This window comes from Streptomyces sp. NPDC097595, from assembly GCF_044761525.1.
Taxonomy (GTDB): domain Bacteria; phylum Actinomycetota; class Actinomycetes; order Streptomycetales; family Streptomycetaceae; genus Streptomyces; species Streptomyces drozdowiczii_A.
Genome location: NZ_JBIWCN010000006.1, coordinates 237,172 through 263,584, shown reverse-complemented (window position 1 = coordinate 263,584; position 26,413 = coordinate 237,172). Strand labels below are relative to the sequence as shown.

At 72.1% G+C, this 26,413-nt stretch carries 26 protein-coding genes and 1 riboswitch; of the genes, 7 read left to right on the top strand and 19 right to left on the bottom strand.

Features of this window, described 5'->3' with window-relative positions; genetic code table 11:
* Positions 1-9: 9 nt before the first annotated feature.
* Entirely contained in the window at positions 10-729 is a 720-nt protein-coding gene (locus tag ACIQZN_RS12635) for a lysophospholipid acyltransferase family protein (protein ID WP_403991639.1), read from the bottom strand.
* 238 nt (positions 730-967) lie between these two features.
* On the opposite strand from ACIQZN_RS12635, the gene ACIQZN_RS12630 reads away from it, so the two are divergent.
* Together ACIQZN_RS12630 and ACIQZN_RS12625 are read left to right on the top strand one after the other, a co-directional pair.
* Positions 968-1,750 (top strand): alpha/beta hydrolase, encoded by a 783-nt coding sequence (locus ACIQZN_RS12630; protein ID WP_403991454.1) that lies wholly within the window; start codon positions 968-970, stop codon positions 1,748-1,750.
* The gene (locus ACIQZN_RS12625; RefSeq protein ID WP_403991452.1) at positions 1,743-2,399 is read left to right on the top strand and encodes a hypothetical protein; all 657 of its coding nucleotides are present in this window, start codon (positions 1,743-1,745) and stop codon (positions 2,397-2,399) included. The genes ACIQZN_RS12630 and ACIQZN_RS12625 overlap by 8 nt, the downstream gene beginning before the upstream one ends.
* Here the strand turns inward: ACIQZN_RS12625 and ACIQZN_RS12620 are convergent.
* The 6 genes from ACIQZN_RS12620 to ACIQZN_RS12595 form a co-directional block, all read right to left on the bottom strand.
* Positions 2,396-3,154 (bottom strand): endonuclease/exonuclease/phosphatase family protein, encoded by a 759-nt coding sequence (locus ACIQZN_RS12620; protein ID WP_403991449.1) that lies wholly within the window; start codon positions 3,152-3,154, stop codon positions 2,396-2,398. The genes ACIQZN_RS12625 and ACIQZN_RS12620 overlap by 4 nt on opposite strands.
* A gap of 77 nt (positions 3,155-3,231) precedes the next feature.
* Positions 3,232-4,173 (bottom strand): ROK family glucokinase, encoded by a 942-nt coding sequence (locus ACIQZN_RS12615; protein ID WP_403991446.1) that lies wholly within the window; start codon positions 4,171-4,173, stop codon positions 3,232-3,234.
* A gap of 74 nt (positions 4,174-4,247) precedes the next feature.
* The gene (locus ACIQZN_RS12610; protein WP_403991443.1) at positions 4,248-4,706 is read right to left on the bottom strand and encodes a DUF5304 domain-containing protein; all 459 of its coding nucleotides are present in this window, start codon (positions 4,704-4,706) and stop codon (positions 4,248-4,250) included.
* A gap of 84 nt (positions 4,707-4,790) precedes the next feature.
* Complete coding sequence (locus ACIQZN_RS12605; RefSeq protein WP_403991441.1) at positions 4,791-6,038, bottom strand: ArsA family ATPase; 1,248 nt, start codon at positions 6,036-6,038, stop codon at positions 4,791-4,793.
* Positions 6,039-6,042: 4 nt separating this feature from the next.
* Positions 6,043-6,492, bottom strand: coding sequence for an SRPBCC family protein (locus ACIQZN_RS12600; RefSeq protein ID WP_161210164.1), 450 nt, complete (start codon positions 6,490-6,492; stop codon positions 6,043-6,045).
* A gap of 99 nt (positions 6,493-6,591) precedes the next feature.
* Complete coding sequence (locus ACIQZN_RS12595) at positions 6,592-7,371, bottom strand: metallophosphoesterase (RefSeq protein WP_403991437.1); 780 nt, start codon at positions 7,369-7,371, stop codon at positions 6,592-6,594.
* A gap of 265 nt (positions 7,372-7,636) precedes the next feature.
* Between ACIQZN_RS12595 and ACIQZN_RS12590 the strand changes: the two genes are divergently transcribed.
* Entirely contained in the window at positions 7,637-9,433 is a 1,797-nt protein-coding gene (locus ACIQZN_RS12590; RefSeq protein ID WP_376456055.1) for an AMP-dependent synthetase/ligase, read from the top strand.
* A 57-nt stretch (positions 9,434-9,490) separates the two neighbouring features.
* Here ACIQZN_RS12590 and ACIQZN_RS12585 read toward each other — a convergent pair whose 3' ends face one another.
* Positions 9,491-10,633 (bottom strand): glycosyltransferase family 4 protein, encoded by a 1,143-nt coding sequence (locus ACIQZN_RS12585; RefSeq protein ID WP_403991434.1) that lies wholly within the window; start codon positions 10,631-10,633, stop codon positions 9,491-9,493.
* A gap of 108 nt (positions 10,634-10,741) precedes the next feature.
* On the opposite strand from ACIQZN_RS12585, the gene ACIQZN_RS12580 reads away from it, so the two are divergent.
* Positions 10,742-12,007, top strand: a complete 1,266-nt coding sequence (locus tag ACIQZN_RS12580; protein WP_403991431.1) for a glycosyltransferase 87 family protein — start codon at positions 10,742-10,744, stop codon at positions 12,005-12,007.
* On the opposite strand, the gene ACIQZN_RS12575 is transcribed toward ACIQZN_RS12580, so the two are convergent.
* From ACIQZN_RS12575 to ACIQZN_RS12555, 5 genes are all read right to left on the bottom strand, one after another.
* A complete protein-coding gene (locus ACIQZN_RS12575; protein ID WP_403991428.1) occupies positions 11,964-13,202 on the bottom strand; it encodes a hypothetical protein in 1,239 nt (412 codons plus the stop codon). The two genes, ACIQZN_RS12580 and ACIQZN_RS12575, sit on opposite strands and share 44 nt — an antisense overlap.
* A 28-nt stretch (positions 13,203-13,230) precedes the next feature.
* Complete coding sequence (locus tag ACIQZN_RS12570) at positions 13,231-14,262, bottom strand: NlpC/P60 family protein (protein ID WP_403991425.1); 1,032 nt, start codon at positions 14,260-14,262, stop codon at positions 13,231-13,233.
* A 237-nt stretch (positions 14,263-14,499) separates the two neighbouring features.
* On the bottom strand, positions 14,500-15,525 hold the full coding sequence (locus tag ACIQZN_RS12565) for an NlpC/P60 family protein (RefSeq protein WP_403991422.1): 1,026 nt from the start codon (positions 15,523-15,525) through the stop codon (positions 14,500-14,502).
* Between the two features lie 285 nt (positions 15,526-15,810).
* Complete coding sequence (locus ACIQZN_RS12560) at positions 15,811-17,172, bottom strand: NYN domain-containing protein (protein ID WP_403991636.1); 1,362 nt, start codon at positions 17,170-17,172, stop codon at positions 15,811-15,813.
* A gap of 38 nt (positions 17,173-17,210) precedes the next feature.
* A complete protein-coding gene (locus ACIQZN_RS12555) occupies positions 17,211-17,453 on the bottom strand; it encodes a hypothetical protein (RefSeq protein WP_018104398.1) in 243 nt (80 codons plus the stop codon).
* 159 nt (positions 17,454-17,612) lie between these two features.
* Here ACIQZN_RS12555 and ACIQZN_RS12550 point away from each other — a divergent pair, with 159 nt between their 5' ends.
* Positions 17,613-18,359: a rhomboid family intramembrane serine protease gene (locus ACIQZN_RS12550; RefSeq protein ID WP_403991419.1), complete on the top strand. Its 747-nt coding sequence runs from the start codon at positions 17,613-17,615 to the stop codon at positions 18,357-18,359.
* On the top strand, positions 18,356-18,637 hold the full coding sequence (locus ACIQZN_RS12545) for an Lrp/AsnC family transcriptional regulator (RefSeq protein WP_018104396.1): 282 nt from the start codon (positions 18,356-18,358) through the stop codon (positions 18,635-18,637). The genes ACIQZN_RS12550 and ACIQZN_RS12545 overlap by 4 nt, the downstream gene beginning before the upstream one ends.
* A 38-nt stretch (positions 18,638-18,675) precedes the next feature.
* Here the strand turns inward: ACIQZN_RS12545 and ACIQZN_RS12540 are convergent, their stop codons facing one another.
* From ACIQZN_RS12540 to ACIQZN_RS12515, 6 genes are all read right to left on the bottom strand, one after another.
* On the bottom strand, positions 18,676-20,052 hold the full coding sequence (locus tag ACIQZN_RS12540; protein ID WP_403991416.1) for an aminotransferase class V-fold PLP-dependent enzyme: 1,377 nt from the start codon (positions 20,050-20,052) through the stop codon (positions 18,676-18,678).
* A gap of 175 nt (positions 20,053-20,227) precedes the next feature.
* Positions 20,228-20,345, bottom strand: a riboswitch (SAM riboswitch).
* Between the two features lie 82 nt (positions 20,346-20,427).
* Entirely contained in the window at positions 20,428-21,492 is a 1,065-nt protein-coding gene (gene trpD, locus ACIQZN_RS12535) for an anthranilate phosphoribosyltransferase (RefSeq protein ID WP_403991413.1), read from the bottom strand.
* 123 nt (positions 21,493-21,615) lie between these two features.
* A complete protein-coding gene (locus ACIQZN_RS12530; protein ID WP_403991410.1) occupies positions 21,616-23,262 on the bottom strand; it encodes a cytochrome bc complex cytochrome b subunit in 1,647 nt (548 codons plus the stop codon).
* Positions 23,259-24,314 carry a Rieske 2Fe-2S domain-containing protein gene (locus tag ACIQZN_RS12525; RefSeq protein WP_403991407.1) on the bottom strand — a complete coding sequence of 352 codons (1,056 nt, stop codon included), beginning with the start codon at positions 24,312-24,314 and terminating at the stop codon, positions 23,259-23,261. Before ACIQZN_RS12525 ends, ACIQZN_RS12530 begins: the two co-directional genes overlap by 4 nt.
* The gene (locus ACIQZN_RS12520; protein WP_403991404.1) at positions 24,311-25,120 is read right to left on the bottom strand and encodes a c-type cytochrome; all 810 of its coding nucleotides are present in this window, start codon (positions 25,118-25,120) and stop codon (positions 24,311-24,313) included. Before ACIQZN_RS12520 ends, ACIQZN_RS12525 begins: the two co-directional genes overlap by 4 nt.
* Before the next feature lie 62 nt (positions 25,121-25,182).
* Positions 25,183-25,803, bottom strand: a complete 621-nt coding sequence (locus ACIQZN_RS12515; protein WP_164399455.1) for a heme-copper oxidase subunit III — start codon at positions 25,801-25,803, stop codon at positions 25,183-25,185.
* 202 nt (positions 25,804-26,005) lie between these two features.
* Between ACIQZN_RS12515 and ACIQZN_RS12510 the strand changes: the two genes are divergently transcribed.
* A complete protein-coding gene (locus tag ACIQZN_RS12510) occupies positions 26,006-26,407 on the top strand; it encodes a hypothetical protein (RefSeq protein ID WP_073968138.1) in 402 nt (133 codons plus the stop codon).
* Positions 26,408-26,413 lie beyond the last annotated feature (6 nt).

Below are 26,413 nucleotides of genomic sequence, written 5' to 3'. Positions count from 1 at the left end.
CGCCCCGCCTCAGGCGCTGTCGCCGTCCGTCTTCTTCGCGGCCTCGGACCGGCGCTTGGCCTCGTCGGCGATCTGCCGCTTGGCGGCGGTCGCGTAGATGTCGACGTACTCCTGGCCCGAGAGCTTCATGATCTCGTACATCACCTCGTCGGTGACCGAGCGCAGAATGAAGCGGTCGCCGTCCATGCCGTGGTAGCGGCTGAAGTCGAGCGGCTTGCCGATCCGGATGCCGGGCCGCATCAGCTTGGGCATCACCTGGCCGGGCGGCTGGATCTTCTCCGTGTCGATCATGGCGACGGGGATGACCGGCGCCCCGGTGGCCAGCGCGACGCGGGCGAGACCGCCGGGCTTGCCCCGGTAGAGCCGGCCGTCGGGCGACCGGGTGCCCTCGGGGTAGATGCCGAAGAGGCCGCCGCTCTCGACGACCTGGATGCCCGCCCGGATCGCCGCCTCACCGGCGCCGCGCGCGCCGGAGCGGTCGACGGGGAGCTGGCCGACGCCCTTGAAGAACGCGGCGGTGAGCTTGCCCTTCACGCCGGGGGCCGTGAAGTACTCGGCCTTCGCGATGAAGGTCACCTTCCGGTCCAGGACGGCCGGCAGGAAGAAGGAGTCGGAGAACGACAGATGATTGCTGGCGAGGATCGCGGGCCCGCGCGCGGGGATGTTCTCCAGGCCCTCCACCCACGGCCTGAAGGCGAGCTTCAGCGACCCGCCGATGGAGAACTTCATAGCGCCGTAGATCAACTCGGATGCCTCCTGTGTGCTGTCCGACAGACCTTAACCCGCCGTGTCCCGCTTCCTCCCGCCTGGCACGGGCGGGTGTCCGCGGCCCGGGCCGCGACGGCCCTGGTCGGTGTCGGCCCGGTCGCGTACGGTGAAGTAATCCTCGCGCATCCCGTACATCTTTCCGAACCCCCCTTCGACTCCCCGCTCGCTCCCCCGCGAGCCTCATGAACAGGAGACCCCGGTGCCGGTCCTTCCCGGAGCCGAGCCGTTCCGCCACGAGGGCGGAGAGGTCGGCGTCCTCCTCTGTCACGGATTCACCGGTTCCCCGCAGTCGCTGCGCCCCTGGGCCGAATATCTGGCCGAGCGCGGTCTCACGGTGTCGCTGCCGCTGCTCCCCGGGCACGGCACGCGCTGGCAGGACATGCAGGTGACCGGCTGGCAGGACTGGTACGCGGAGGTGGACCGGGAGCTCCGCGGGCTGCTGGAGCGCTGCGCGCGGGTGTTCGTCTTCGGGCTCTCGATGGGCGGTGCGCTGGCGCTGCGGCTGGCCGCGAAGCACGGGGACGCGGTGAGCGGTCTGGTGCTCGTCAATCCCGCCAACAAGGTGCACGGCCTCGCGGCGCACGCGCTGCCGGTGGTCCGCCATCTGGTGCCGACGACGAAGGGCCTGGTCAGCGACATCGCCCTGGAGGGTGGCACGGAGGTGGGCTACGACCGGGTGCCGCTGCACGCGGCGCATTCGGTGCGCCGGTTCTTCCGGCTGGTCGACGGCGAACTGCCGCAGGTCACCCAGCCGCTCCTGCTGCTGCACAGCCCGCAGGACCATGTCGTGCCGCCCGCCGACTCGGCCCGCGTCCTGAGCCGCGTCTCCTCGACGGATGTCCGGGAGGTCCTGCTGGAACAGAGCTATCACGTGGCGACGTTGGACCATGATGCGAAGCGGATCTTCGACGAGAGTCTCGCGTTCATCGGCCGCCTCGCTCCGAGCGGGATGAATCAGGAGGGGGGTATGTCCAGTGGCTGAGCACGACGCGGAGCGCGCGGGCAGCGAGGAGGAGCGCGAGCCGGTCCCCGTGGAGGGGGCGGCCGTCGCCGACGACACCGGCGCCCCGGTGGCCGGTGCCGGGGACGGAGCGCTGGACGAGGAAGCCGTCTGGCGCGCCATCGTGGAGGGTTACGGGGAGGAGCCGCCGGACCCGCCCGGCGCGCGGCCCTTCCGGTCGATCGAGGATCTGGCGCTGCCGGACGACGGTCCGCTGACCGCCCCGGCCGCGGACAAGGGGCTCGGCAAGCGGCCGCCCAAGCCGAAGCCGGAGGAGGACAAGCCGCTCGGTGGTTCGGTGGTCTTCGCGCCGGGCGTGGGCCCGCGCGACTTCGAGCCGGCCGACCCGGACGCACCCGTCAAGGGCGGCGGGGACGACGACGAGGGGCACTTCGTGCCGCCGGAGCCGCCGCCGCTGCCGGAGGCCGACGTGACGGCGAAGTTCGCCTGGCTCGCGGTGGTCGGCGGGCCGGTGCTGATGCTGCTCGCGGTGCTGCTGTCCTGGGAGATGACCTGGTGGCTGACGACGGTCTGCGTCGGCGGCTTCCTGGGCGGTTTCGTGACGCTGGTGGCCCGGATGGACTCCGACGAGGACGGCGACGACGACCCGGGCCGGGGCGCGGTGGTCTAGTCCCGGCAGGCAGGCACCCGCAGCGCGGCCAGCACCGGGCGGTGGTCGGTCGCCGCCCGCAGGTCGGCCTCGCGCACCCCGGGCAGCCCGTCCGGGACCCCGCAGCCGAGGACCTCGATGCCGCCGGTGGCGAAGACGGCGTCGATCCGGCGGCGCGGCTCGTGCGCCGGGAAGGTGTACTCGCCGCCCTGCGGCTTGGTCTCCCAGCAGTCCTGGTAGCGCCCGGCCAGCCGCCGGAAGGCCCGCCCGCTCGGTACGTCGTTGAGGTCACCGGCGAAGACGGCGTGTTCCACGCCCAGCGCGTCCACGGTCTCCGTCAGCCGCCCGGCCTGGGCCAGCCGCTCCTGGCGCTGGAGGCTGAGGTGGCAGCTGACCACCCCGACCCGGGCGCCCGCGAACCGGACCACGGCGGTGGCGAAGCCGCGGCGGTGCAGACCCGGGGTGCGCGGCAGCAGGATGTCCTCGGTGCGCTCGACCGTGGCGCGCAGCGAGCACAGCAGCAGCGGCCCGGCGGCGGTGGCGCCCCCGCCGAGGATCACCAGGTCGGTGGCGGCGGCGAGCCGGGCGGCGTACTTGCGCCAGCGGAAGAAGCGCGGCGCCTCCTGGACGAGGACCAGGTCGGGGGCGCAGGCGCGGATGACCCGGGCGAGGGCGCCGCAGTCGTCGCGCATCGAGCGGATGTTGTAGCTGAGCACGCGGATGACGGCCGAGCCGTCCGGCTCGGTGCACGAATCGGGCAGCGACATCGTGGCCATGCCCTCACGATACGGCGGACGCCCGCCGCTCCCCCAGGGGGCGCGACGGGCGTCCGGCGTTTGAATGCGCGGGTGGATCAGCCCTGGCGGGCCAGGTCCGCGGCCCCCACGAGCCCTGCCTTGCCGCCGAGTTGGGCGGCGAGCACCTGGGCGTGCGGGCGCCACTCGCCACCGATCAGCCAGCGCCGGAACGACTTGCGGATCGGGTCGAGGACGAGCTCGCCCTCGTCCGAGACGCCGCCGCCGACGATGAAGGCCGACGGGTCGAACAGCGAGGCCAGGTCGGCGAGTCCGGCGCCGGCCCAGCGGGCCAGCTCGCGGAACGAGTCGACGGCCACCGGGCAGCCCTGGCGGGCGGCCTCGCTGATGTGCTTGCCCTCGATGCCGTCCACCGTGCCGTCGCCGAGCGCCAGCAGGATCGGGGCGTTCTCCGGGGTGGCGTTGGCGCGCTGCTTCGCGTACCGCACGAGGGCGCGGCCGGAGGCGTACTGCTCCCAGCAGCCCTGGCTGCCGCAGCCGCAGAGCAGACCGTCCGGGACGACCCGGATGTGGCCGAACTCGGCGGCCACGCCGAAGCGGCCGCGGCGCAGCTTGTTGCCGATGATGATGCCGCCGCCGAGGCCGGTGCCCAGCGTGATGCAGATGACGTCGTCGTGGCCCTGGCCGGCGCCGAAGCGGTATTCGCCCCAGGCGGCGGCGTTGGCGTCGTTCTCCACGACGACGGGGAGGCCGACGCGCTGCTCGACCTTGTCCTTGAGCGGTTCGTGGCGCCAGTTGATGTTGGGCGCGAACAGCACGGTGGCCCGCTTGTCGTCCACGTATCCGGCCGCGCCGATGCCGACGGCATCGACCTGGTGCCCCGCGCTCGCGCCGGAGACCGCCGCCGCGATCGCGTCCACGATGGCTTCGGCCGTCGGCGGGGTCGGCACCTTGAAGGTCGAGAGGATGTGGCCCTCTTCGTCGACCACTCCAGCTGCGATCTTCGTGCCGCCGATATCGACGCCGATGGTGAGTCCCATGAATCCCTCAGTTCCGGTCGAGCCCCGCTGAGGCAACCGTACCCGAGGCCGGGGCCCGTGCTGTCCGGCGCCGGTCAGTCGAGGTCGATGTGCTCCCCGGCGCCGGACCCCTCGTCCCGGGGGCCTTCGGGGCCTTCCGCCTTCTTTTCGGTGCCCGCGGGGTCCCCCGCCCCCCGGGTCCAGCGGCCTTCCTGGCCCTGGACCGCAGAGCGGTAGGCGGCGAGCAGTTCGTTACCGGCCGCCGCGATGTGATCGAAAACGTCCGGATTGCGCTCGATGACGGGCTCCACGGCCGCCTTGGCCTGCTGGATGACCTGCTGCACGGCCCCCTGCGCGGCCAGTCCGAGGAGCGGCGCCTGGAACGAGCCGAGCTTGTCGGACACCGCGTCCATCAACTTGCGCAGTTCCTCGGCGGCGGAGCCGGGCGGCGGGCCGTAGGCGGCGCGGCGGCGGGCCTGCTCGGCGGCGAGGTCCTCGGCGCACGCGTCGGCCCAGGCGTCCTCGTCGGCGGGGCGATCGGTGGCTTCGCTCATGGCGGACTCCTGGGGGGCATCGTGGCCGGCGGCCCGGCATACCGGACACGTACCTTCGACGGTACCCGAACGGTGGTACGCCGTTCAGCCCGTCCGGGGCCAGAGCGCGGGATCGGGCGTGAAGCGGACCCGGAGCACGCCGTCGGTGAGGGCCGCGCCGGAGACGGTGCAGCGGCGCAGGGCGGGCTCCAGGGGGACGATGCGGTGGAACGGGCGGACGGTCAGGAGGAGTTCGCCGCCGCGCCGGACGAGCTGGAGGTCCTTCTTGACGGCGCCGGGGAGCCGCAGGCACCAGACGAGTATCCCGTCGCCGTCCGGCCCGCCGGCCTCCTCGGTCCACCAGGGGTCCGGGGCCCGGCCGCCCTCCTCGCCGGTGCCGGACACGGCGAGCGCGTTGCCCCCACCACCGGCACCGCCCCCACCACCGGCACCGCCCGCGCCGTCCCCGCCGGCCAGGGCCAGGAGGTCGTCGGGGCCCTGCGGGTCGCGGCCGAGGTGGGCGATCCGGACCGGGGCCGCCGCCCCCTCGTCCGCCCAGTGGCCGAGGGACTTCTCCTGCTGGGCGGCGAGCGCGGCGAAGAACGGGTCCGGGGAGTGCCCGGGCAGCAGCCGGTTGGCGACCGGCGCCTCGGCGCGCAGCCCGTGCAGGGCGAGGCCGGTGCGGGCGGTGCGCAGGGCCTCGTCGGCGGCCGGGCCGGGCTCGGCGACGAGCCGGAGGGTGGTGGACCGGTCCTCGATCAGTGCCTGGACCTGGGCCAGTTCGGCGTCGCGCCGGGCGGCGGCCTCGTACAGCCACTGGGCGGGCATGGGCACCCCGGCCAGCTGGGCGAGCATCGGGCGCAGGGCGCGGGCGGCCTGGCGCTCCTGGGGCAGCAGCCGGCGCAGATAGCGGCGCAGCTGTTCGGGCAGGGCGAGCAGGCGCAGCGCGTCGCGCAGGGGCGGGAGGTCCACGACGAGGAGGTCGTACGCCCCGGCGGACCAGTCGCCGTGGGCGGCGCGGCGCAGGGCGTGGAGCAGGGCGAGTTCGCCGCTGCCGGGGAGTTCGGTCAGCTCCTCGCCGTCCAGCGGGTTGCCGCCGAGCAGTTCGAGGACGGACGACAACTGATCCTGGAGGGCGAGGAGTTCGCCGCGGAAGTGGGCGGCGGAGTCGATCCGGACGGACCGCAGCCCGGCGGTGACCGGGGTGGGCGCTGTGGCGTCGGGGAAGCCGGGTATCGGGTCGGCGGAGATCAGCAGGGTGCGGGCGCCGTCGCGGGCCGCGGCGAGCGCGGTGGCCGCCGCGACGGTCGTACGGCCTGCTCCGCCGGGTCCGGTGACCAGGACCGTACGCACGCGCTCAGCCCTTCGGGACGGACTCGACGCGCTTCTTCAGGCCGGCGAGGGCGCGGTCGATGATGACCTTCTCCGCCTTGCGCTTGATCATGCCGAGCATGGGGATCTTGACGTCGACGGTCAGCCGGTAGGTGACCTCGGTGCGGTCGCCGTCGCCGAGGGGGGCGAGCGCGTAGGAGCCGTCGATGGCGCGCAGCATCTGGGACTTGACCAGGGTCCAGCTGACCTCGTAGGCGCCGATCCAGGTGTAGGCGAGGGTGTGGTCGTCCTTGATCGCGCCGGCGTCCAGGACGAGGCGCACCTTCTCGGCGCGGCCGTGCTCGTCGGTGCCGAGGACCTCGGCCTCCTTGACCTCGCCGGTCCACTCCGGATAGCGCTCGAAGTCGGCGATCACACCCATGACGTCGGCCGGCGCCGCCTCGATCGTGATGCTCGAGCTGGTGTGTTCAGCCATCGCTGTGGCCCTCCAGTGCGGTGTACCGGTCCGTCGGCAGGAGCCTGCCGCCAGAAGGCTATCGCGTGCGCCCGGCGGCCCGTCCCAGGGTGGGGCGGTTCACCACTCCAGTGCCCAGGGCCGGCCGGTGGAGGCGAAGTGGCCGACGTTCACGCACTCGGTGGCGCCGATCCGCATCCGGCGGGCCAGCGGCTGGTGGACGTGGCCGAAGAGGGAGTAGCGGGGGCGGGTGCGGCGGATGGCGTCGAGCAGGGCCCGGCTGCCGCGCTCGAAGCGGCGCGCCACGGTGTCGTAGACCAGCTCGGGCACCTCCGGCGGGATGTGGGTGCAGAGCACGTCGACCTCGCCGATCGCCTCGATCTTGGCGGCGTACTCCTCGTCGTCGATCTCGTACGGGGTGCGCATCGGCGTCCGCAGGCCGCCGCCGACGAAGCCGAAGACGCGGCCGCCGATCTCGACCCGCTCGCCGTCCAGGACCGTGGTGCCGGGGGCGGCGTACTCGGGCCAGAGGGCGGGGATGTCGACGTTGCCGTAGGTGGCGTACGTCGGAGTGGGCAGCGCGGCGAACATCTCGGCGTACTGCCGGCGGACCGCTTCGGTGATCGCGGCGTTCCGGTCCATGCCCTGCCACAGCCCCCGGCCGAAGTCGCGGGCCTCGTCGAAGCGGCGGGCGGTGCGCAGGGCGACGATCCGGTCGGCGTTCTCGACGCCGAAGAGGTCGGGGAAGATGCCGCGCGAGTGGTCGGCGTAGTCGAGGAAGAGGACCAGGTCACCGAGGCAGATCAGGGCGTCGGCGCCGTCCCCGGCGCGGGCCAGCGCCTCGGTGTTGCCGTGCACGTCGCTGACCACATGGACGCGGGTGTTCGCTCCTGCTCGCATGAAACCAGCCTAGAGCCTGCGCAGAGGCCCCGGACCTGCGGTTACTTCCTGGTGTGCTGATGGGTGGACTACTGTGCGCGAAAGGACGTCCCGATATGTGTGACGCATAAGACATCTGGCCGGAACCCCCTATCCGGAACCGAGTACTGGTGGGTAACGTCCGGGCAGTCCAGTCGTGCTCACCCCACTGAGCACCCGCCATCTTGGACCGCGCCGGTGCGTCACACAGAGCCGTGGCACCGGAGCCCGATGAGGAGCAGCAGTCTTGCGCGAGTTCAGCCTTCCGGCCCTGTACGAGGTCCCCTCGGACGGCAACCTGACGGATCTCATCCGCCGCAATGCCGCTCAGCATCCCGATGTCGCGGTGATGAGCCGCAAAGTGGCGGGCGTCTGGACGGACGTCACCGCCACCCAGTTCCTGGCCGAGGTCCGGTCGGCCGCCAAGGGCCTGATCGCGGCGGGCGTCGAGCCCGGCGACCGGGTCGCCCTGATGTCACGCACCCGGTACGAGTGGGTGCTGCTGGACTTCGCGATCTGGAGCGCGGGCGCGGTCACCGTGCCGGTGTACGAGACCAGCTCGCCCGAGCAGGTGCAGTGGATCCTCGGTGACTCGGGGGCCGTCGCGGTCCTGGTCGAGAGCGATGTCCACGCCGCAGCCGTCGCCTCCGTGCGCGATCGGCTCCCCGGGCTGCGCCACGTCTGGCAGATCGAGAAGGGCGCCGTCGACACGCTCCGGGCCGAGGGCGAGGGGGTCTCCGAGGAGACCGTGGATCTGCGCAGCGCTGCGGCCCGCGCGGACGACCCGGCCACCATCGTCTACACCTCGGGCACCACGGGCCGCCCCAAGGGCTGCGTGCTGACGCACCGCAGCTTCTTCGCGGAGTGCGGGAACGTGGTGGAGCGCCTCAAGCCCCTCTTCCGTACCGGCGAGTGCTCGGTCCTGCTCTTCCTGCCCGCCGCCCACGTCTTCGGACGGCTGGTGGAGGTCGCCTCGGTGATGGCGCCGATCAAGCTCGGCTGCGTCCCGGACATCAAGAACCTCACCGACGAGCTGGCCGCGTTCCGGCCGACGCTGATCCTCGGCGTGCCGCGCGTCTTCGAGAAGGTCTACAACGCCGCGCGCGCCAAGGCGCAGGCCGACGGCAAGGGCAAGATCTTCGACAAGGCCGCCGACACGGCCATCGCCTACAGCCGCGCGCTGGGCACCCCGCAGGGCCCCTCGATGGGCCTGAAGTTCCGGCACAAGGTCTTCGACCGCCTGGTCTACGGCAAGCTGCGCGCGGTGCTCGGCGGGCGCGGCGAGCACGCGATCTCCGGCGGCGCCCCGCTCGGCGAGCGGCTCGGCCACTTCTACCGGGGCATCGGCTTCACCGTCCTGGAGGGCTACGGCCTGACCGAGTCCTGCGCGGCCACCGCCTTCAACCCCTGGGACCGGCAGAAGATCGGCACGGTCGGCCAGCCGCTCCCCGGTTCCGTGGTGCGCATCGCTGACGACGGCGAGGTGCTGCTCCACGGCGAGCACCTGTTCTCCGGCTACTGGAACAACGAGGCGGCGACGGCCGAGGCGCTGGCGGACGGCTGGTTCCACACCGGGGACATCGGCACGCTGGACGAGGACGGCTACCTCGCGATCACCGGCCGCAAGAAGGAGATCATCGTCACGGCCGGCGGCAAGAACGTCGCGCCCGCCGTCATCGAGGACCGCATCCGGGGCCACGCCCTGGTGGCGGAGTGCATGGTGGTCGGTGACGGGCGGCCCTTCGTGGGCGCGCTGGTGACGCTGGACGAGGAGTTCCTGGGCCGCTGGGCCGAGGAGCACGGCAAGCCGGCCGGCTCGACCGCGCTGTCGCTGCGCGACGACCCGGAGCTGATCGCCGAGGTGCAGCGCGCGGTGGACGACGGCAACGCGGCGGTCTCCAAGGCCGAGTCCGTCCGCAAGTTCCGCATCCTGGGAGCCCAGTTCACCGAGGAGGCGGGCCACATCACGCCCTCGCTGAAGCTGAAGCGGAACGTCGTGGCGAAGGACTTCGCGGACGAGGTGGAGTCGATCTACCGCTCGTGAGTCGTACGTGGACGAGGGGGCCCGCACCACATCGGTGCGGGCCCCCTCGTCGTCGTATCAGAGCAGTTCGCGCAGCCGCTCCGCGAGCAGGTCCCAGCGCCACTTCTCCTCGACCCAGGCCCGGCCCCGCTCCCCCATGCGCCGCCGCAGCTCCGCGTCGCCCAGCAGCGCGGTGATCCGCTCCGCCGCCTCGCCGGGCTCGCCGCCGCGCACCACCCAGCCGGTCTCGCCGTCCAGCACCGCGTCCGGGGCGCCCCCCGAGTCGCCGGCCACCACCGGCAGCCCGGTCGCGGACGCCTCCAGGTACACGATGCCCAGGCCCTCCACGTCGAGGCCGCCGCGCCGGGTCCGGCAGGGCATCGCGAAGACGTCCCCGGCCCCGTAGTGCGCGGGCAGCTCGGACCAGGGCACCGGCCCGGTGAACCGCACGGAGTCCGCCACACCGGTGCGCGCGGCGAGCCCCCGCAGGTCGTCCTCGTAGGGCCCGCCGCCCACGATCAGCAGGACCGCGTCCGGCTGGGCGGCCAGGATCGCGGGCATCGCGAGGATCAGGGTGTCCTGGCCCTTGCGGGGCACCAGCCGGGACACGCAGACCACGACGGGCCGTTCGGTGAGCCCGAGCCGGGCCCGGACCTCGTCGCCGCCGGAGTCCGGGCGGAACGTCTTCTCGTCCACGCCGGGGGGCAGCTGCACCATGCGGCCGGCGGCGGCCGGGCTGAGCGCGGCGGCGATCCGGGAGCGGGTGTACTCGCCGAGGTAGGTCAGCGTGTCGGTGCCCTCGCCGATCCGGCGCAGCAGCTGCCGGGACGCGGGCAGCTGCGCCCAGGCCGCCTCGTGGCCGTGCGTCGTGGCGACGAGCCGCCGGGCGCCCGCCTCGCGCAGCGCCGGGCCCATCAGGCCGAGCGGGGCGGCGGCGCCGAACCAGACGGACGAGCAGCCGTGCGCGCGCAGCAGCTCCGTGGCGCGCCGGGTCACGCGCGGGGTCGGCAGCAGCATCGTCGTACGGTCGCGGACGACGGTGAAGGGCTGCTCGGCGTCGAAGGCGGCGGTGGCGGCCGCGCCCTCGGCCCCGCGCTTCCAGGTGGAGGCGTAGACCACGACCCGGTCGGGGTCGAGCCGCAGCGCCATGTTGTGCAGGAACGCCTGGATGCCCCCCGGGCGGGGCGGGAAGTCGTTGGTCACGATCAAGGTCTTGTCCATCGCCGCCGACAGTACCGGCCCCCGGCGGCCGTGCCTGATGGCCCGCGCACAGGGCGTACGGGCATCATGGCTGTTTCGTACGGCGTACAGGACGGGTGAGGGCAGGTCATGACGGGTTCCAGCGGCACGCGTCCGGCGGCCTTCGTGGTGTGGGCGCTCACCAGGGCGGTGCTGCTGCTCTGGGTGACGAAGGTGGTCACGCCGCCCGGGCTCGATGTGACGAGCGACGTGTCGGTGATCTACCACGGCTGGTCCGAGGTGCTGCGCTCCGGCAGCTACCCGGAGTCCGACGTCACCTGGCAGTACCCGCCGGTGGCGGCCCTGGCGATCCTCTCCCCCGCCCTGCTGCCGTTCCTGGACTACGCCACGGCCTTCTTCGTGCTGGCGTTCCTGTGCGACGCGCTGGTCCTGGGGATGCTGCTGCGCGCGAGCGACGGTCCCGGGCGGCGGGCGGCCGGGGTGTGGGTGTGGGTGGCGGGCGTCCCGCTGCTCGGCACGACCGCGTACGCCCGGTACGACGTGATGGTGACGGCGGTGGCGGTGGCGGCGCTGCTGGCCGGGCTGCGGCACCCCCGGGTGCTGGGCGCGCTGGCCGCGTTCGGGGCGCTGCTGAAGGTGTGGCCGGCGCTGCTGCTGGCCGGGACGGCCCGGGGGCGTGCGACCCGGCTGGCCTGGGGGACGGCGGCGGCGGTGGCGGCCGGGCTGCTGCTGGTGTGCGTGGCGGCGGCGCCGGGCGCGCTGGCGTTCCTCGGCTTCCAGCGGGACCGGGGCACCGAGGTCGAGTCGCTGGGGGCGCTGGTCTTCCATGTGTGGCGGCAGTTCGGCTGGGAGGGCCGGGTGGAGCTGCACTACGGCTCGCTGGAGTTCCTGGGCCCGCACGTGCCGCTGGTGAGCACCCTGGCGCTGGGGCTGAGCGTGGCCGCGTTCGGCTGGCTGCTGGTGTGGCGGCTGCGGGCGCGGACCTTCGGGGTGAGTACGCCGGCGGACGCGGCGTTCACCGCGGTGCTGCTGTTCACCACGACGAGCCGGGTGATCAGCCCGCAGTACATGCTGTGGCTGGTCGGTCTCGCGGCGGTGTGCCTGGTGCTGCGGGAGAGCCGGATGATGTGGCCGGCCGTGCTGGTGGTGGCGGCCACGGGGGTGACGCAGCTGGAGTTCCCGATCGGCTTCGTCCATGTGGTGACGAGCGACGCGCAGGGCCTGACCCTGATGTTCCTGCGCAACGGACTGCTGGTCGCCGCGTGTGTCCTGGCGGCCGCGCGGCTGTGGCGGGACACGGTACGGGCCCCGGTCCGCGAGGAGGTCCGGGAGGCGGCGGCGGAGCCCGCGCTCAGCCGAGCCGGTCGCGCAGATACACCCGCCAGCGCGCCGTGAAGTCCTGCGGGGTGGTGCCCAGCACCTCGTGCAGGGCGTCCTCGACGGCCCCGTCGCGCCCGTGGTGGGCGCCCACGGCCCGGTAGAAGGCGAACAGCTTCTCCTCGCCCCAGCGGTCCGCGATGAGCTCGCAGGCCAGCCAGGAGCCCTCGTACGCCTTCGCCAGCCCGTCCGCGTCCCCGGCGAAGGCGAAGTCCTCGTCCTCGGGCAGCCCGGCCGGCAGGTCACCGGCCCGGACCGCATCGGCCAGCTCGGGGGCGATCTCCTCGGCGGTGCGGTCCTGGTCCCGGTAGGCCGCCCAGTCCGCGAAGCCCTCGGAGAGCCAGGTCGGGGTGGCCGACGAGGTCCGTTTGCGGGTGGCCACATGGGCGGTTTCATGGGTGAGGACGACGCGCTGCCCGAACCCGCCGAGCAGGGCGTACGCCTCCGGGTTGACGATCACCCGGTCGGCGGGGGCCTTCCCGGTGCCGGTCTCGCCGGTGGTGACGGCCGCTATGCCCTTGTAGTTCGCGGCGGGCGACCCGAGCAGCCGGCCCATCTCCGTCACGCTGTCCGGCACCAGCACCACCACGCGCCCCGCCCACCGCTCCGGCCAGGCGGCGGAGACCGCGGGCACCGCCTCGTCCGCCGTCGCCGCGATGGCGTCCAGCTCGTCCCGGGTGCGGCCGACGCCCAGGACCAGGCTGTGCTTCCCGTGCACCACCTCGACGTCGCCCTGCTCCCACAGCTGCCTGGCGCTGCCGTCGGCGGCCCGATCCGCGGTGACGTACCAGCGGCCGTCCGCCGGGTCCCGGGCCAGGTCCACGACCCGGTCGACGGAGACCGGGGCGCTGTCGTAGCCCGCGATCCGGTAGCCGAGCGTGACGTCGGCGGTGACCCGGTCCGCCCCGTGCGGGGTGAGGTGGGTCAGCCGGTACGCCCAGGAGCCGAGCGGCACGTCCGCCAGCCGGGCGAGCTCCCGGCGCTGGGCGGTGCGCAGTGCGGTGGCGTCCGGGTCGACGGCGGCGGCGTAGGCGGCCGGGTCGTGGTGCAGCACGGCGGCGGCGCGGCGGTCCAGGGTGGCGCGGACGCCCCGGGAGGTGCTGTCGGGCGCCCGGTCGGCCGGGGCGGAGCAGCCCGCAGCGCAGAGCAGCGCGGCGAGGACGGCACCCGCCGCCCGCCGCCGCCCGCCACGTATGCGCACCCGTTCGACCACATGACGAGCGTACGGGCTGTGGCCGGGCTCAGACCCGGGTGACCGAGGAGACGGGCATCATCCCGACGGGGTCGTAGCGGACCGGGGCGCCCGGGTACGGGGCATGGATGACCTGGCCGTTCCCGACGTACATCGCGATGTGGCTGGCGTCCGCCCGGTAGGCGACGAGGTCTCCGGGGCGGGCCTCGGAGAGCGGCACCAGGTGGCCGGCGTACCGCTGGGCCTGCGAGGTCCGGGGCAGGCTCACCCCGGCCTGGGCCCAGGCCCACTGCATCAGACCGGAGCAGTCGAAGCCGGAGGGCCCGTTGGCGCCCCACACGTAGGGCCGGCCGAGCGCCTGCTGCACGGCGAGGACGGCCCCGGCGGCGCGGGACGAGCCTGCGGGGAGCCCGGCCAGGAGCCCGGCGCCCGGGTCGCGGCCGTCGCGCGAGGCGCGGGCGAGGGCGGCCCGCTCGGAGGCCGGCAGCGCCTTCAGCAGCTGCCTGGCGCGGGCGAGCTTGCCCTCGACGGTCCGCTTGTGGCGGCTGACGGCCTCCCGGCGGCGCTCCAGGCCGGCCAGCGAGCGGGCGGCCTCGGCCCGGGTCTGGGCGAGCGCCCGCTGGGCCTTGCGCAGTTCGGCGAGGGCGGTGGCCCGGTGGGCGTCGGCCAGGGTGACGGCGGAGGCCCGGTCGAGGTAGCTGTCGGGGTCCGAGGTGAGCAGCAGGGCCAGCGAGGGGTCGATGCCGCCTGCCCGGTACTCCGCCCGGGCCGCGGAGCCCAGCTCCTCGCGCATCCGGTTGATGCGTTCCTGGCCCCGGGCGGCCCGGTCCTGGGCCCGGCTGAACTCGCCGCGCAGCCGGGTCACGTCCTCGCCGGCCCGGTTGTACTGCTCGGTGGCGCGCTCGGCCTCGGCGTAGAGGCGGTCGACGCGGGCCCCGGCGGACTGCGGGGTGTCCTGCGGCTCGGCGTGCGCGGTGGCGGCGCCGAGCGTCGCGGCCGCGGTCGCGGCCGCCGCCGTCAGGACGGTGGCCCGGGCACCGCGGCCGGTACCGGGTGGTGTGGAACGGCGATGGGATCCCACAGGACGCCGCACTCCCTTCCGCTGTCCGCAGACGTGCGCGGTCCCTGCCGCCCGGGCGGGCGGACCGACGTACGGGAGCCGTGACAGCAGGCAGACAGTAACCGCGTGATCACGGAGCGGACAAAGACGCGCCGGACCGGCGGGGGCCACACACAGTGACGCCCCGCCGGTGACCTGTGGTCTCCGGCGGGGCGGGCGTCAGTACGGGGCGCGGGAATTCGCCCGTTCGGGCGCGGTTCAGATGCGCACGGCGGCGTAGATGCTGCCGATGGTGCTCATCGATTCGTAGCGGACGTACGCGCCGGGGTACGGGGCGTGCAGGACCTGACCGTTGCCCGCGTAGAGGCCGACGTGCTCGTTGCCGTTGAAGAAGACCAGGTCGCCGGGGGCCAGCTGGCTGACGCCGATCCGGTGCCCCTGGTTGACCTGGGTGTACGTGGTGCGGGTGATGTTGACGCCGGCCTGGGCGTAAGCCCACATGGTCAGGCCCGAGCAGTCGAACGAGTTGGGACCGGTGGCCGCCGGGACGTACGGCTTGCCTATGCGGGTGGCGGCGGCGTTGAGGGCGGCCTTCCCGAGACCGGAGGCGGGGACCTCGTTGCCGAGCTCGACCCGGGTGCCGGCGGCACGGCTCGCGCGCGCCTCGTCCTGGCGGAGCTTCTCGCGCTCGGCGGCGGTGAGGGTGTTGAGCAGTTGGCGCGCCTCTGCCAGCTTCTCCTGCTGGTTCTTCTTCTTCTCACCGAGCGTCTTGCGCACGGCGGCGAGGTCGCTCAGCTTGTCCTGGGCCTCCTTGCGCTGCTGCGCGAGGACCCGCTGCTTCTCCTGGACCTTCGACAGGGCCTCGGTCTGCTTGGCCGTCAGCTGGTCGAGCGCGGACGCCTGGTCGAGGAAGCTGTCCGGGTCGGAGGAGAGGAAGAGCTGCACGGAGGGGTCGATGCCTCCGGAGCGGTACTGCGCGGCGGCGAGGGAACCGAGGCCGGATCGGAGCTGGTTGAGCTCCTCCTGGCCGCGGGCCACCTTGTCCTGGATCGCGCCGATCTGCTTCTCGAGCTTCTCCTGCTTCTCCTTGGCCCCGTTGTACTGCTCGGTGGCCGCTCCGGCCTCCTCATAGAGCTTGTCGACCTTCGCCTTGACCTCGTTCTTGGTCGGCTTGGGGTCGGCGTGAGCGGCCTGGGAGGACAGGGCGACGGCCGCGGCTGCGGTCGCGGTGAGCACGGTCACACGTGTGCGGCTCGGCTGCTTGGGACGACGGTGGGACGCCACGAAGGCGAGCTCCTTCTTCCTCGAGCCGCCTACCGGATCTGTGGGGGAGTGGATCCCCGGCTCCGTGCACGTCACGGACTCGGCGGTTCCTTCGCCGTCACCCCGGGTGGGTGATCGACCGCGCGAAGGTTCGAGGCCCGACCCTAGTGACCATCTTGTGATCAGTTCAAATCCTCACAGGAAAAATCTCGTCACACACGGCACTTCTTTACCCACACCCCACGGCGTGTAGCGGTGACTTGACGGTCCGTTCCCTGATCTCGGTCGAACTCCCCGCAAGCGGCGCTAAACCCGCGAAAGCCGCTTCAGGAGCAAGGCGGACGCAACGGGCCTGGCCCCCGCCTTCGCCACTCCGTCGGCCACCTCGCGGTCGGTGGAGACCACCACCACGGGCCGTCCCGGCGGCTCCGCGCGCGCCAGTTGGCGGATCAGCTCGTCGGCGGTGACCCCCGGCTTGCTGAACAGCACCCGCACCCCGCGCGGCGGCGCGAGGAGCACCGGGGCGGCCAGCTCCGCCCCGTCGAACACACACGTCATCTCCGCGCCCGTACGGGCCGCGAGGACCGAGAGCCCGCCGAGCAGCCGCAGCCGCTGCTTCTCCAACGGCATCTGCGGATAACCCGTCTTGGTGACGTTGTAGCCGTCCACGATCAGATGGGCCTGCGGCAGCGCCAGGAGCTGGTCGAGGAGCGCCGGGTCGGTCTCCGAAAGGGCCCTGGCCGCGATGTCCTTGGGCGACATCCGGCCGGGCTCCACCGCGTCCACACTGTCCGCAGGGCGGATCGAGGAGGGCGGCAGCGCCAGTTCGCGCCGCAGCCCGCCGGCCGCTTCGAGCACCGTGTCGAGCAGCAGCCGCAGCCGCATGTCCTCGACCGAGCGCCCCTCCCGGGCCGCCCTGCGACTCGCCTCGACGGACGCCTCCGCCTCCCCGAGCCGCGCCCGCAGCCGCCGGGTCTCGCTCTCGGCGGCGGACACCTGGGCGGCCGCCTCGGCGCGTACGGTCTCGGTCTCGGCCTTGGCCCTGCGCAGCGCCGCCTCACCGCGCTTGACCTCGCTGAGCGCGCTGCGCAGCTTGCGCTGGAGGGGGTCCGCCTCCTTGCGGGCGGCGTCCAGTTCGGCGCGGAGCCGTTCCGTCTCGCTCTTCGTGTGGGCCCGCGCCTCGGCCAGCTCCTCGCGCAGCCGCGCCACTTCGCGCCGGCTCTCCTCGCCGGCCCGCTCGGCGTCCGCGCGCTGGACCTCCTCGCCGGCCGCCGCGACCAGCTTCACCCAGCCGTCCGGGCGCAGCACATACGCCGCCGCCGCCACGTCCACCGGGTCGGCGGCGGCGGGCGGCGCGCCGGACTCCAGGGCACCCGCCAGCTCCGGCTGGGCCTCCCGGAGCCGGTCGGCGATGCGGCGGCGGAACCGGTCGTCGTTCGCCACGGCGGCCGCCATCGCGTTCCCGGCGAACTTGGCGCGCCGGGAGGCCGTGAAGCGGGCGTACTGCCTCAGCTGGGCGGGCAGTTCGGCGACCGTGAGTCCGCCGAACGCGTCGGAGACCAGCGCGACGACCCGGCGCCGTACCCCTTCGGGCAGCGGGCGGTCGAGCGCCTCCACGGCGTCATCGGCCCCGTCGGCCGACGCGGCGCCGCCCTCGGGCTGCTCCACCATCCGTCACCCCATTGTGTTGTCTCCGCACGGCCCCGTCAGGAGTCGGCACCCGGCCTGTCGACGAGCTCGATCTGGTCCACCGCGTTGCACCAACGACAACGGACCGACTCGATGGTCTCACTGACCACCTCGCGTTCCTCGACGCTCGACTCACCGGCCAGGTCGAGGTGCACGTACTCCACGACCTTCGAGGACCGCGTCACGTCGAACCGTGTGAGGTTCCCGCAGAGCGTGCAGCGCCAGCGGGTCGTGTCGGTCGGCTGGGGAACGGTCGTCATCGTGCGTCCTCTTTCGTCGAGCCGTGAGCTGCCGGACAAGGGTCTCGCGGTGCGCCGTCGAACTGCGGATGTCCACCTGTCACCCTACGGCCTCGGCGCATCCGCCCGGCACGGCGAGGCGGTCTGTCCCGTTCGCTCCGTTTGCGTCATGCTCTGTTCATGATCGATCGGCGGGCCGCCGCGGGCAGGCTCCTTCGGGCGGCCACTTCGGGCGGGCCACCGGTGACGTACGCCCTCATCGCCCTGTGCTGCGCGGTCTTCGTGATCAGCCCGCTCTCCGGCTTCGTCCCGGTGCGCGGCGGGGCCGACGCGCTGCTCGCCGCCCAGGCCGGTTACTTCGAACGGTGGGGCGTGATCCCGAACGAGCTGTGGGACGGCTCGGCGCACGCCCTGCTCACCCCGTTCACCGCGCTGTTCGTGCACGGCAGCTGGCTGCACCTGCTGGGGAACATGCTGTTCCTGTACGTGTTCGGCGCGATGGCCGAGGAACGCATGGGGCACACCGAGTTCGCCCTCTTCTACCTGGGCTGCGGCTATCTGGCGTTGCTCGCGTACGCCGCCGCGCACGCCACGTCCGACCAGACGCTCGTCGGTGCCTCGGGGGCGATCTCGGCGGTGCTCGGGGCGTTCCTCTACCTCTTCCCCCGGGCCCGCGTGACCAGCGTCTTCCCGTTCCTGCTGTTCCTGCCGCTGCGCTTCCCCGCGTGGGTGGTGCTGATCTTCTGGTTCGTGCTCCAGTGGCTGGCCGCCGAGGGCGCGGGCAGCGGCCCGGGCGTGGCGTACCTGGCCCACGTCGTCGGCTTCGCGACCGGCTTCCTGTACGCCTGGGGCCGCTACAGGCGCGACACCAAAGGCCCTAGAGTGAAGTCTCCAGCCACGGCCACCGAGGGAGAAACACAGCCGTGATCACCGCGATCGTGCTCATCAAAACCAGCGTGGACCGGATTCCCGAGATCGCCGAGGCCATCGCCGCGCTGGACAGCGTCAGCGAGGTCTTCTCGGTCACCGGCACCTACGACCTGATCGCCATGGTCCGGGTGGCCAAGCACGACGACCTGGCCGAGGTCATCCCCGGCCGGATCAGCAAGATCCCGGGCGTCGAGGGGACCGACACCCACGTGGCCTTCCGCACGTACTCCCAGCACGACCTGGAAGCCGCGTTCTCCATCGGCCTCGACGCGTAGGGTCTTTTCCTTTTGGATCAGGCCGCGCCGCCCGGCCCTCAGATCTGGGCGGCGCCCCGGTCCGGCACGCAACGGCCGTCCTCGGTGCGGTACTTCCAGCGTGCCCCGTCGCTCACCAGCTCCCGCACCGCGCGCAGGAAGCGCTCGACGTGCTCGTCCGGGGTCCCGGCGCCGAAGCTGACCCGGATCGCGTTCAGGGACCGCTCCCCCGGCTCCGCCTCCGGCGCACCGCACTCCCCCGCCTCGCCCGGGTCGCTGCCGAGCAGGGTGCGTACGAGGGGGTGGGCGCAGAAGAGGCCGTCGCGCACCCCGATGCCGTACTCGGCGGAGAGCGCGGCGGCGAAGTGGGAGCTGTTCCAGCCCTCCACCACGAACGAGATCACGCCGACCCTCGGCGCGTCGTCGCCGAACAGCGAGAGCACCTTCACCTCGGGGACCTCGGCGAGCCCCGTCAGGACCTCGCCGACGAGGTGCTGCTCGCGGGCGACCAACTGGTCGAATCCGGCCTCGGTGAGCGCCTTGCAGGCGGAGGCGATGGAGTAGACGCCGATGACGTTGGGCGAGCCTGCCTCGTGCCGGGCGGCCGTGGTGTGCCACTCGACGTCCACGCCGCCGTCCACGCGCCGGGCCACCGTGCGGGACGCGCCGCCGCCGGCCAGGTACGGCTCGGCCTCGCGCAGCCAGTCGGCCCGGCCGGCCAGGACGCCCGAGCCGAACGGGGCGTACAGCTTGTGCCCGGAGAAGGCGACCCAGTCCACGTCCAGCTCGGCGATGTCCACGGGGTGGTGCGGGGCGAGCTGGGCTGCGTCCAGGACGATCCGGGCGCCATGGGCGTGCGCGGCGGCGGCCAGCTCCCGTACGGGCCACAGCTCGCCGGTGACGTTGGAGGCGCCGGTGACACAGACCAGCGCGGGGCCGTGGGGGTCACGCTCGGCGAGGGCGCGCTCCAGAGTGGCGACGGCCTGGGCGGGGGTGCGCGGGGCGTTCAGGTAGGTGACGCGGGCGTCGCGCCAGGGCAGCAGCGAGGCGTGGTGCTCGGTCTCGAAGACGAAGACCTGGCAGTCGGCGGGCAGCGCGGCGGCCAGCAGGTTCAGCGAGTCCGTGGTGGACCGGGTGAAGACCACCTGGTCCTCGGGACGGCAGCCCAGGAACTCCGCCACGGTGGCCCGGCTCGACTCGAAGAGATCCGTGGACAGCTGCGAGAGGTACCCGGCGCCCCGGTGCACGCTGCCGTAGTACGGGGCGTACGCGGCGACGTCGTCCCAGACCCGCTTCAGCGCCGGGGCGCTCGCCGCGTAGTCCAGCGCCGCGTAGCCGACCTCCCCGCCGGTGACCAGCGGGACGAGGACATCCTCGCCCAGAACCGGCAGCGGGGCACAAAGCGACTGGTCGGCGGCAGCGGTGAAGACAGACATGGCGAACTCCCGTAACAGGCAGGCGAATTCCGCGTGCCGACAGAGGCGCGGCAGCACGGAGTGAAAGAAAGAGGGGTGTGCGGAGAAGGGCCTCGGGCCCTAACGCATTCGCTTGCTCACAAGAGGCTCCCTGAGGACCAAGGACCCCACGGGTGGACGTCACGCGACGTCGAGGGGTCCGCGCTTGCCGCAGACCTCGCTGCCTGCGGCCTGGTCTTCACCCGGGGCACCCCGCCACGGACGGAGGGTTGCCGGACAGCGGGCCGGGGCCGTAGTCGCTGTCACTCATGACCTGCGCAGCATCTTGCCACACGTACGGGAACGCGCAAGGCGCAGTCCGCGATACGGACTGCGCCCCGGCTCACCTCGCTGCGCTCACGCGTTGCTGGCGACGACCCATCTCTCCAGCGCCCGCCCGGCCGCACCCGAGTCGATGGACTCGGCGGCCTTCGCCATACCGGCCCGGATCTGCTCGGTGAGCGGCGCATCGCCCGGGTCCAGCGCGACCAGCGCCGCCGCCGAGTTGAGCAGCACGGCGTCCCGTACCGGACCGGTCTCCCCGGCCAGCAGCCGGCGCGCCACATCCGCGTTGTACGAGGCGTCGGCGCCGCGCAGCGCCTCCACCGGGACCAGCTCGACGCCCACGTCGCGCGGGTCGAAGGTCTCCTCGCGGACCACGCCGTCCCGGGCCACCCAGACCCGCGAGGTCGCCGTGGTGGTGAGCTCGTCCAGGCCGTCGTCGCCCCGGAAGACCAGGGCGGAGTTGCCGCGCTCGGCGAGGACGCCCGCGACGATGGGGGCCATGCGCAGATCGGCCACCCCGATCGCCTGGGAGCGCACCCGGGCCGGGTTGGTGAGCGGGCCCAGGATGTTGAACGTGGTGGGCGCGCCCAGCTCCGCACGCGCCTTGGCCGCGTGGCGCAGGGCGGGGTGGAACTTCACCGCGAAGCAGAAGGTGATGCCCGCCTCCTCGGCCACCTCCACGACGCGCCGGGGGGCCAGCTCCAGGTTGACGCCGAGCTTCCCGAGCACGTCGGACGAGCCGCTGGCCGAGGAGGAGGCGCGGCTGCCGTGCTTGACGACCTTCGCGCCGGTGCCGGCCACGACGATCGCGGACATCGTGGAGATGTTGACGGTCTTGGCCATGTCGCCGCCGGTACCGACGATGTCGACGGTGCGGCCGGGCACCTCGATGGTCGTGGCGTGCTCGTACATCGCGCGGACCAGACCGGAGACCTCGGTGACCGTCTCGCCCTTGGCGCGCAGGGCGACCGCGAATCCGGCGATCTGCACATCGGTCGCCTCGCCGCTCATGATGCGGTCCATGGCCCAGGCGGTGGCGTCGGAGCTCAGGTCCTCGCCGCGCAGCAGGGGGGTCAGCACGCCGGGCCAGGAGAAGGCCGCCACGCTGTCGCCGCCGTCCGGGGTCACAACGTTCATGGTCCGCTCCTGGGGTCCACAGCCGATAAGGGATCGGCTCCACCCTATCGAGCCCCGGGGGACGGCAAAGAGCCCCGTCCATCGAATGGACGGGGCTCTCGCCGTGGCGATCAGAACGGGTGATCAGTGGTGGCCGTGGCCGCTGGTGATCTCCTTGTACTCCTCGGCGGTGGGCTTGGCGATCTGGGTGTCCTCGCCGTACAGGCTCTTGCTGAGCCGCGCCCGGACCTTGGTGATCCTGGAGACCTTGCGCTCGACACCGTTCTCGTCGACCGTCGGGCCGATCTCGAGCGGCTGGTACTGCTCGTGCGCGGTGAGCGCGTACCGGGCCTCCGGCGACAGCGGCTCGTGGACCTCGACGAACTCACCGTGCGGCAGGCGCTTGATGAGACCCGACTCGCGGCCGTGCAGCACCTTCTCCTTGTCGCGGCGCTGGAGGCCGAGGCAGATCCGCCGGGTCGCGACGAACGCGATGACCGGGCCGACGAAGAAGGCGATACGGACGAACCAGCTGATCGAGTTGAGCGAGAGGCTGAAGTGCGTCGCCCAGATGTCGTTGCCGCCGCCGATCAGCATGACGAAGTAGATCGTCACCCAGGCGACACCGAGGGCCGTCCGGGTCGGCGCGTTGCGCGGCTTGTCCAGGATGTGGTGCTCGCGCTTGTCGCCGGTGATCCAGGACTCGATGAACGGCCACATGGCCAGCGCACCGAGCACCACACCGAACAGGACGAGCGGGATGAAGACACCCAGGACCAGCGTGTGGCCCCAGAGGTTGATCTCCCAGCCCGGCATCACACGGACGAAGCCTTCGGCGAAGCCCATGTACCAGTCCGGCTGGGCGCCCGTGGACACCTGGTCGGGGCGGTACGGGCCGATGGCCCAGATCGGGTTGATCGAGGCGATCGCCGCGATGATCGCGATGAAGCCGAAGACCAGGAAGAAGAACCCGCCGGCCTTCGCCATGTACACCGGCAGCAGGGGCATGCCGACGACGTTCTTGTTGGTCCGTCCGGGACCCGCGAACTGGGTGTGCTTGTGGTAGAAGACCAGGATCAGGTGGCCGACCACGAGCCCGAGCATGATGCCCGGCAGCAGCAGGATGTGGATCGAGTAGAACCTCGCGATGATGTCGCCGCCGGGGAACTCCCCGCCGAACAGGAACATCGAGATGTACGTACCGACGATCGGCGTCGACAGGATCGCGCCCTGGGTGAAGCGGACACCGGTACCGGAGAGCAGGTCGTCCGGCAGCGAGTAACCGGTGAAACCGGTGAACATGCCGAGGACGAACAGCAGGAAGCCGAAGAGCCAGTTGATCTCGCGCGGCTTGCGGTACGCGCCGGTGAAGAAGACGCGCATCATGTGCACGAACATGCCGGCCAGGAAGATGACCGCGGCCCAGTGGTGGATCTGCCGGACCAGCAGACCACCGCGGACGTCGAAGCTGATGTTCAGCGTCGAGGCGTACGCCTCCGACATCCGGATGCCCTGCATGGGCTCGTACGGGCCGTGGTAGACGACCTCGTTCATGCTCGGGTGGAAGAACAGCGTCAGATACACACCCGTGAGGATGATGATGATGAAGCTGTAGAGGCAGATCTCACCGAGCATGAAGGACCAGTGGTCCGGGAAGATCTTGCGCATGTTGGCCTTGGCGAGGGAGTAGATCCCCAGCCGGCCGTCGGCCCAGTCGGCCACCCGCTCACCGGCGGGCGCCTTGCGGTTGCCCGGCGCCGCTGCGCCGGGTGTGTTCGTCGCAGTACTCATCCGCGCTCCCAGAATGCAGGACCGACGGGCTCTTCGAAGTCACCGAGCGCCTGGAGGTTGCCCTCGCTGTTCACGCCGATCCGCAGCTGCGGGAGGGCGTGGCCGGCCGGACCGAAGATGACGCGGGCGCCGTCGGAGAGGTCGAAGGTGGACTGGTGGCACGGGCAGAGCACGTGGTGCGTCTGCTGCTCGTACAGGCTGATCGGGCAGCCGACGTGCGTGCAGATCTTCGAGAAGGCCACGATGCCCTCGTGCGCCCACTCGCGCTCGCGCTTGTCCTTGATGTCGTCCGGCTCGATGCGGATGATCATCAGGGCGGCCTTGGCGATCTGGGTCTGGAAGTCCTCGTCGTGCTCCTCCAGGCCCTCGGGCATGGCGAAGGTCAGCGAACCGACGACCACGTCCTCGGGACGCAGCGGCTCCATCGTGTTCATGTTGACGAGCTGCTTGCCCTCGGCCCACAGGGTCTTGCGGAGCTTCTTCTCCGGCAGCGGACCCAGGTCGCGCAGCAGCACCACGCCGGAGAGCGGCACCAGGGCCAGCGCGCCGAACATCGTGTTGCGGATCAGCTTGCGCCGGCCGAGCGCGGACTCCCGGGCGCCGTCCGCGAAGTCGGACAGCACCTTCGCCTTGACCTCGGGCGTCGCCTCGATGGCGTGCCGGTCGTCGGCGACCTCGACGTCGGACATCAGGGTGCGCGCCCAGTGGACGGCGCCCGCGCCGATCAGGAAGAGCGCCAGACCCAGGGTCAGACCCAGGGAGAAGTTGAGCGCGCTGACATGACCGAACGGGAAGATGAAGACGATCTTGTCGACCGGGAAGATGACGTAGGAGGCGATGAAGCCCACCGTCGCCAGCATGGACAACAGGAACATGGTCGCGACGACGCGCTCGGAGCGCTTCGCGGCCCGCTCGTCGATGTCCTGGACGCGCGGCCTGTGGGCCGGCAGCCCCGGGTCGGCGAACGGGTCGTCGTGCGCCTTGTCTACCGCGCCGTGCGCGGCGCCCTGCTCGTCGGGCAGGTTCTCTTCTGGAATCTCTTGGCTACTCATGACTTCTTGGCCTTAGCGGTGTGGGCCGCGACCCAAATGGCAACTGCGATCAGACCGCCCAGACCGAAGATCCAGCCGAACAGACCCTCGCTGACCGGACCCAGGCCACCGAGAGCGAGGCCGCCGGGGGACTCGGCTTCGGAGCCGTTCACGGTCTTGACGTAGGCGATGATGTCCCGCTTCTGCTGCTCGGGCATCGTCGAGTCGGGGAAGGACGGCATGCTCTGCGGGCCGGTCAGCATGGCCTCGTAGATGTGCTTCGGGTCCACGCCGTCCAGGTCCGGCGCGTACTTGCCGTTCGTCAGCGCGCCACCCTTGCCGGTGAAGTTGTGGCACTGCGCGCAGTTGGTACGGAACAGGTCGCCACCCTTGGCGATGTCCGCACCCTCAGGGCTGACCTGGCTCTTGGTCGGGACGACCGGACCGGCGCCGAGCGAAGCGATGTAGGCCGCGAGCTGGTCGATCTCGGCCTGGCTGTAAATGACCTTCTTCTTCGGTACCTGGGCGCCCGGCTGCTGCGCGGGCATACGGCCCGTACCGACCTGGAAGTCCACGGCGGCGGAGCCCACGCCGACAAGCTGAGGCCCGTCGGAGGTGCCCTGACCGCCGGTTCCGTGGCAGCTGGCGCAACCGACGGAGTACAGCTTCTTGCCCTCGTCGATGGCGAGGGACTGGGCGGTGTCGTCGGCCTGCGCCTTACTCGCGGGCGCGAACGCGGCGTACAGCCCCCCGGTGGCCGCCAGCGCGAGGAGTAGTACGACGACCGCCGCCAACGGATGGCGTCGTCGTGCGGAGAGCTTTTTCACGGATTACCCCGGTGTCAGGATCTTCTGCGTCGATGCTGGATGTGGTTCGGGCTCGGGCCCGGTTACTTGATCATGTAGATCGTGGCGAAGAGGCCGATCCACACGACATCGACGAAGTGCCAGTAATAGGACACGACGATGGCGGCGGTCGCCTGTTCATGGGTGAACCTCTTGGCCGCGTATGTCCTGCCCAGAACGAGCAGGAAGGCGATGAGACCGCCTGTCACATGCAGACCGTGGAAGCCGGTGGTCAGGTAGAACACCGAGCCGTACGGGTCGGAGGACAGCGAGAGGCCGTCCTTCTTCACCAGCTCGGTGTACTCGAAGACCTGGCCTCCGATGAAGATCGAACCCATCACGAAAGTGATCACGAACCAGGCACGGAGCTTCTTCACATCGCCCCGCTCCGCGGCGAAGACGCCGAGCTGGCAGGTGAGTGAGGAGAGCACCAGGATCGTGGTGTTCGTCGCCGAGAACGGGAAGTTCAGGGCGGACGCCATTTCCTTCCAGTGATCCGGTCCGGTCACCGATCGCAGGGTGAAGTACATCGCGAAGAGGGCCGCGAAGAACATCAGCTCGGAGCTCAACCAGATGATGGTTCCGACGCTGGTGAGGTTCGGCCGATTGACCGACGGGTGCGCGTGCCCGGTTTCTACTGTCGTTGCTGTCGCCACGACCGACATTATGTCGGTCGCTTATCCCGCCCTCACTCCGGGGGGTGCCGTTCGGTGTGTCAGAGGGGTGTGTCCTGCCCGAACGGCCCATGGAAGGCCGGTGCGAACCGGTGCTGACACGCTGTCGGGCGGAGTACGATCCGCGCATCGGACGGCTCTCGTTCCCCGGGGGCCCCGAGTGCCCCGAAGACACGGATGTCACGGAGGAACCATGCAGCCGACCGCCACGGTCCTGGTCTACAGCGACAACGCGCACACCCGTGAGCAGGTGAGGCTGGCAGCAGGGCGCAGGCCCGCGGCGGACGTGCCACCGGTGGAGTTCCTGGAGTGCGCCACCCTGCCCGCCGTCCTGGACGCCCTGGAGCACGGGGGGATCGACGTCTGCGTGCTGGACGGCGAGACCGCCCCGGCGGGCGGTATGGGCGTCTGCCGGCAGATCAAGGACGAGATCTTCCGCTGCCCGCCGGTCCTGGTCCTCATCGGGCGCCCGCAGGACGCCTGGCTGGCCACCTGGAGCCGTGCGGACGCCGCGGTGACGCTGCCGGTGGAGCCGGTGGAGTTCGCGGACTCCCTGGCCGCCCTGCTGCGTACGCGGCTGTCCGTGGGGGCCTGAGCCCCC

Coding starts and splice junctions, on each gene's coding strand:
- ACIQZN_RS12525 (WP_403991407.1), bottom strand. CDS start 24,314: ATGAGTAGCCAAGAGATTCCAGAAGAGAACCTGCCCGACGAGCAGGGC.
- ACIQZN_RS12610 (WP_403991443.1), bottom strand. CDS start 4,706: ATGAGCGAAGCCACCGATCGCCCCGCCGACGAGGACGCCTGGGCCGAC.
- ACIQZN_RS12550 (WP_403991419.1), top strand. CDS start 17,613: ATGATCGATCGGCGGGCCGCCGCGGGCAGGCTCCTTCGGGCGGCCACT.
- trpD (WP_403991413.1), bottom strand. CDS start 21,492: ATGAACGTTGTGACCCCGGACGGCGGCGACAGCGTGGCGGCCTTCTCC.
- ACIQZN_RS12600 (WP_161210164.1), bottom strand. CDS start 6,492: ATGGCTGAACACACCAGCTCGAGCATCACGATCGAGGCGGCGCCGGCC.
- ACIQZN_RS12620 (WP_403991449.1), bottom strand. CDS start 3,154: ATGGCCACGATGTCGCTGCCCGATTCGTGCACCGAGCCGGACGGCTCG.
- ACIQZN_RS12615 (WP_403991446.1), bottom strand. CDS start 4,173: ATGGGACTCACCATCGGCGTCGATATCGGCGGCACGAAGATCGCAGCT.
- ACIQZN_RS12510 (WP_073968138.1), top strand. CDS start 26,006: ATGCAGCCGACCGCCACGGTCCTGGTCTACAGCGACAACGCGCACACC.
- ACIQZN_RS12555 (WP_018104398.1), bottom strand. CDS start 17,453: ATGACGACCGTTCCCCAGCCGACCGACACGACCCGCTGGCGCTGCACG.
- ACIQZN_RS12585 (WP_403991434.1), bottom strand. CDS start 10,633: ATGGACAAGACCTTGATCGTGACCAACGACTTCCCGCCCCGCCCGGGG.
- ACIQZN_RS12515 (WP_164399455.1), bottom strand. CDS start 25,803: ATGTCGGTCGTGGCGACAGCAACGACAGTAGAAACCGGGCACGCGCAC.
- ACIQZN_RS12635 (WP_403991639.1), bottom strand. CDS start 729: ATGAAGTTCTCCATCGGCGGGTCGCTGAAGCTCGCCTTCAGGCCGTGG.
- ACIQZN_RS12580 (WP_403991431.1), top strand. CDS start 10,742: ATGACGGGTTCCAGCGGCACGCGTCCGGCGGCCTTCGTGGTGTGGGCG.
- ACIQZN_RS12595 (WP_403991437.1), bottom strand. CDS start 7,371: ATGCGAGCAGGAGCGAACACCCGCGTCCATGTGGTCAGCGACGTGCAC.
- ACIQZN_RS12530 (WP_403991410.1), bottom strand. CDS start 23,262: ATGAGTACTGCGACGAACACACCCGGCGCAGCGGCGCCGGGCAACCGC.
- ACIQZN_RS12540 (WP_403991416.1), bottom strand. CDS start 20,052: ATGTCTGTCTTCACCGCTGCCGCCGACCAGTCGCTTTGTGCCCCGCTG.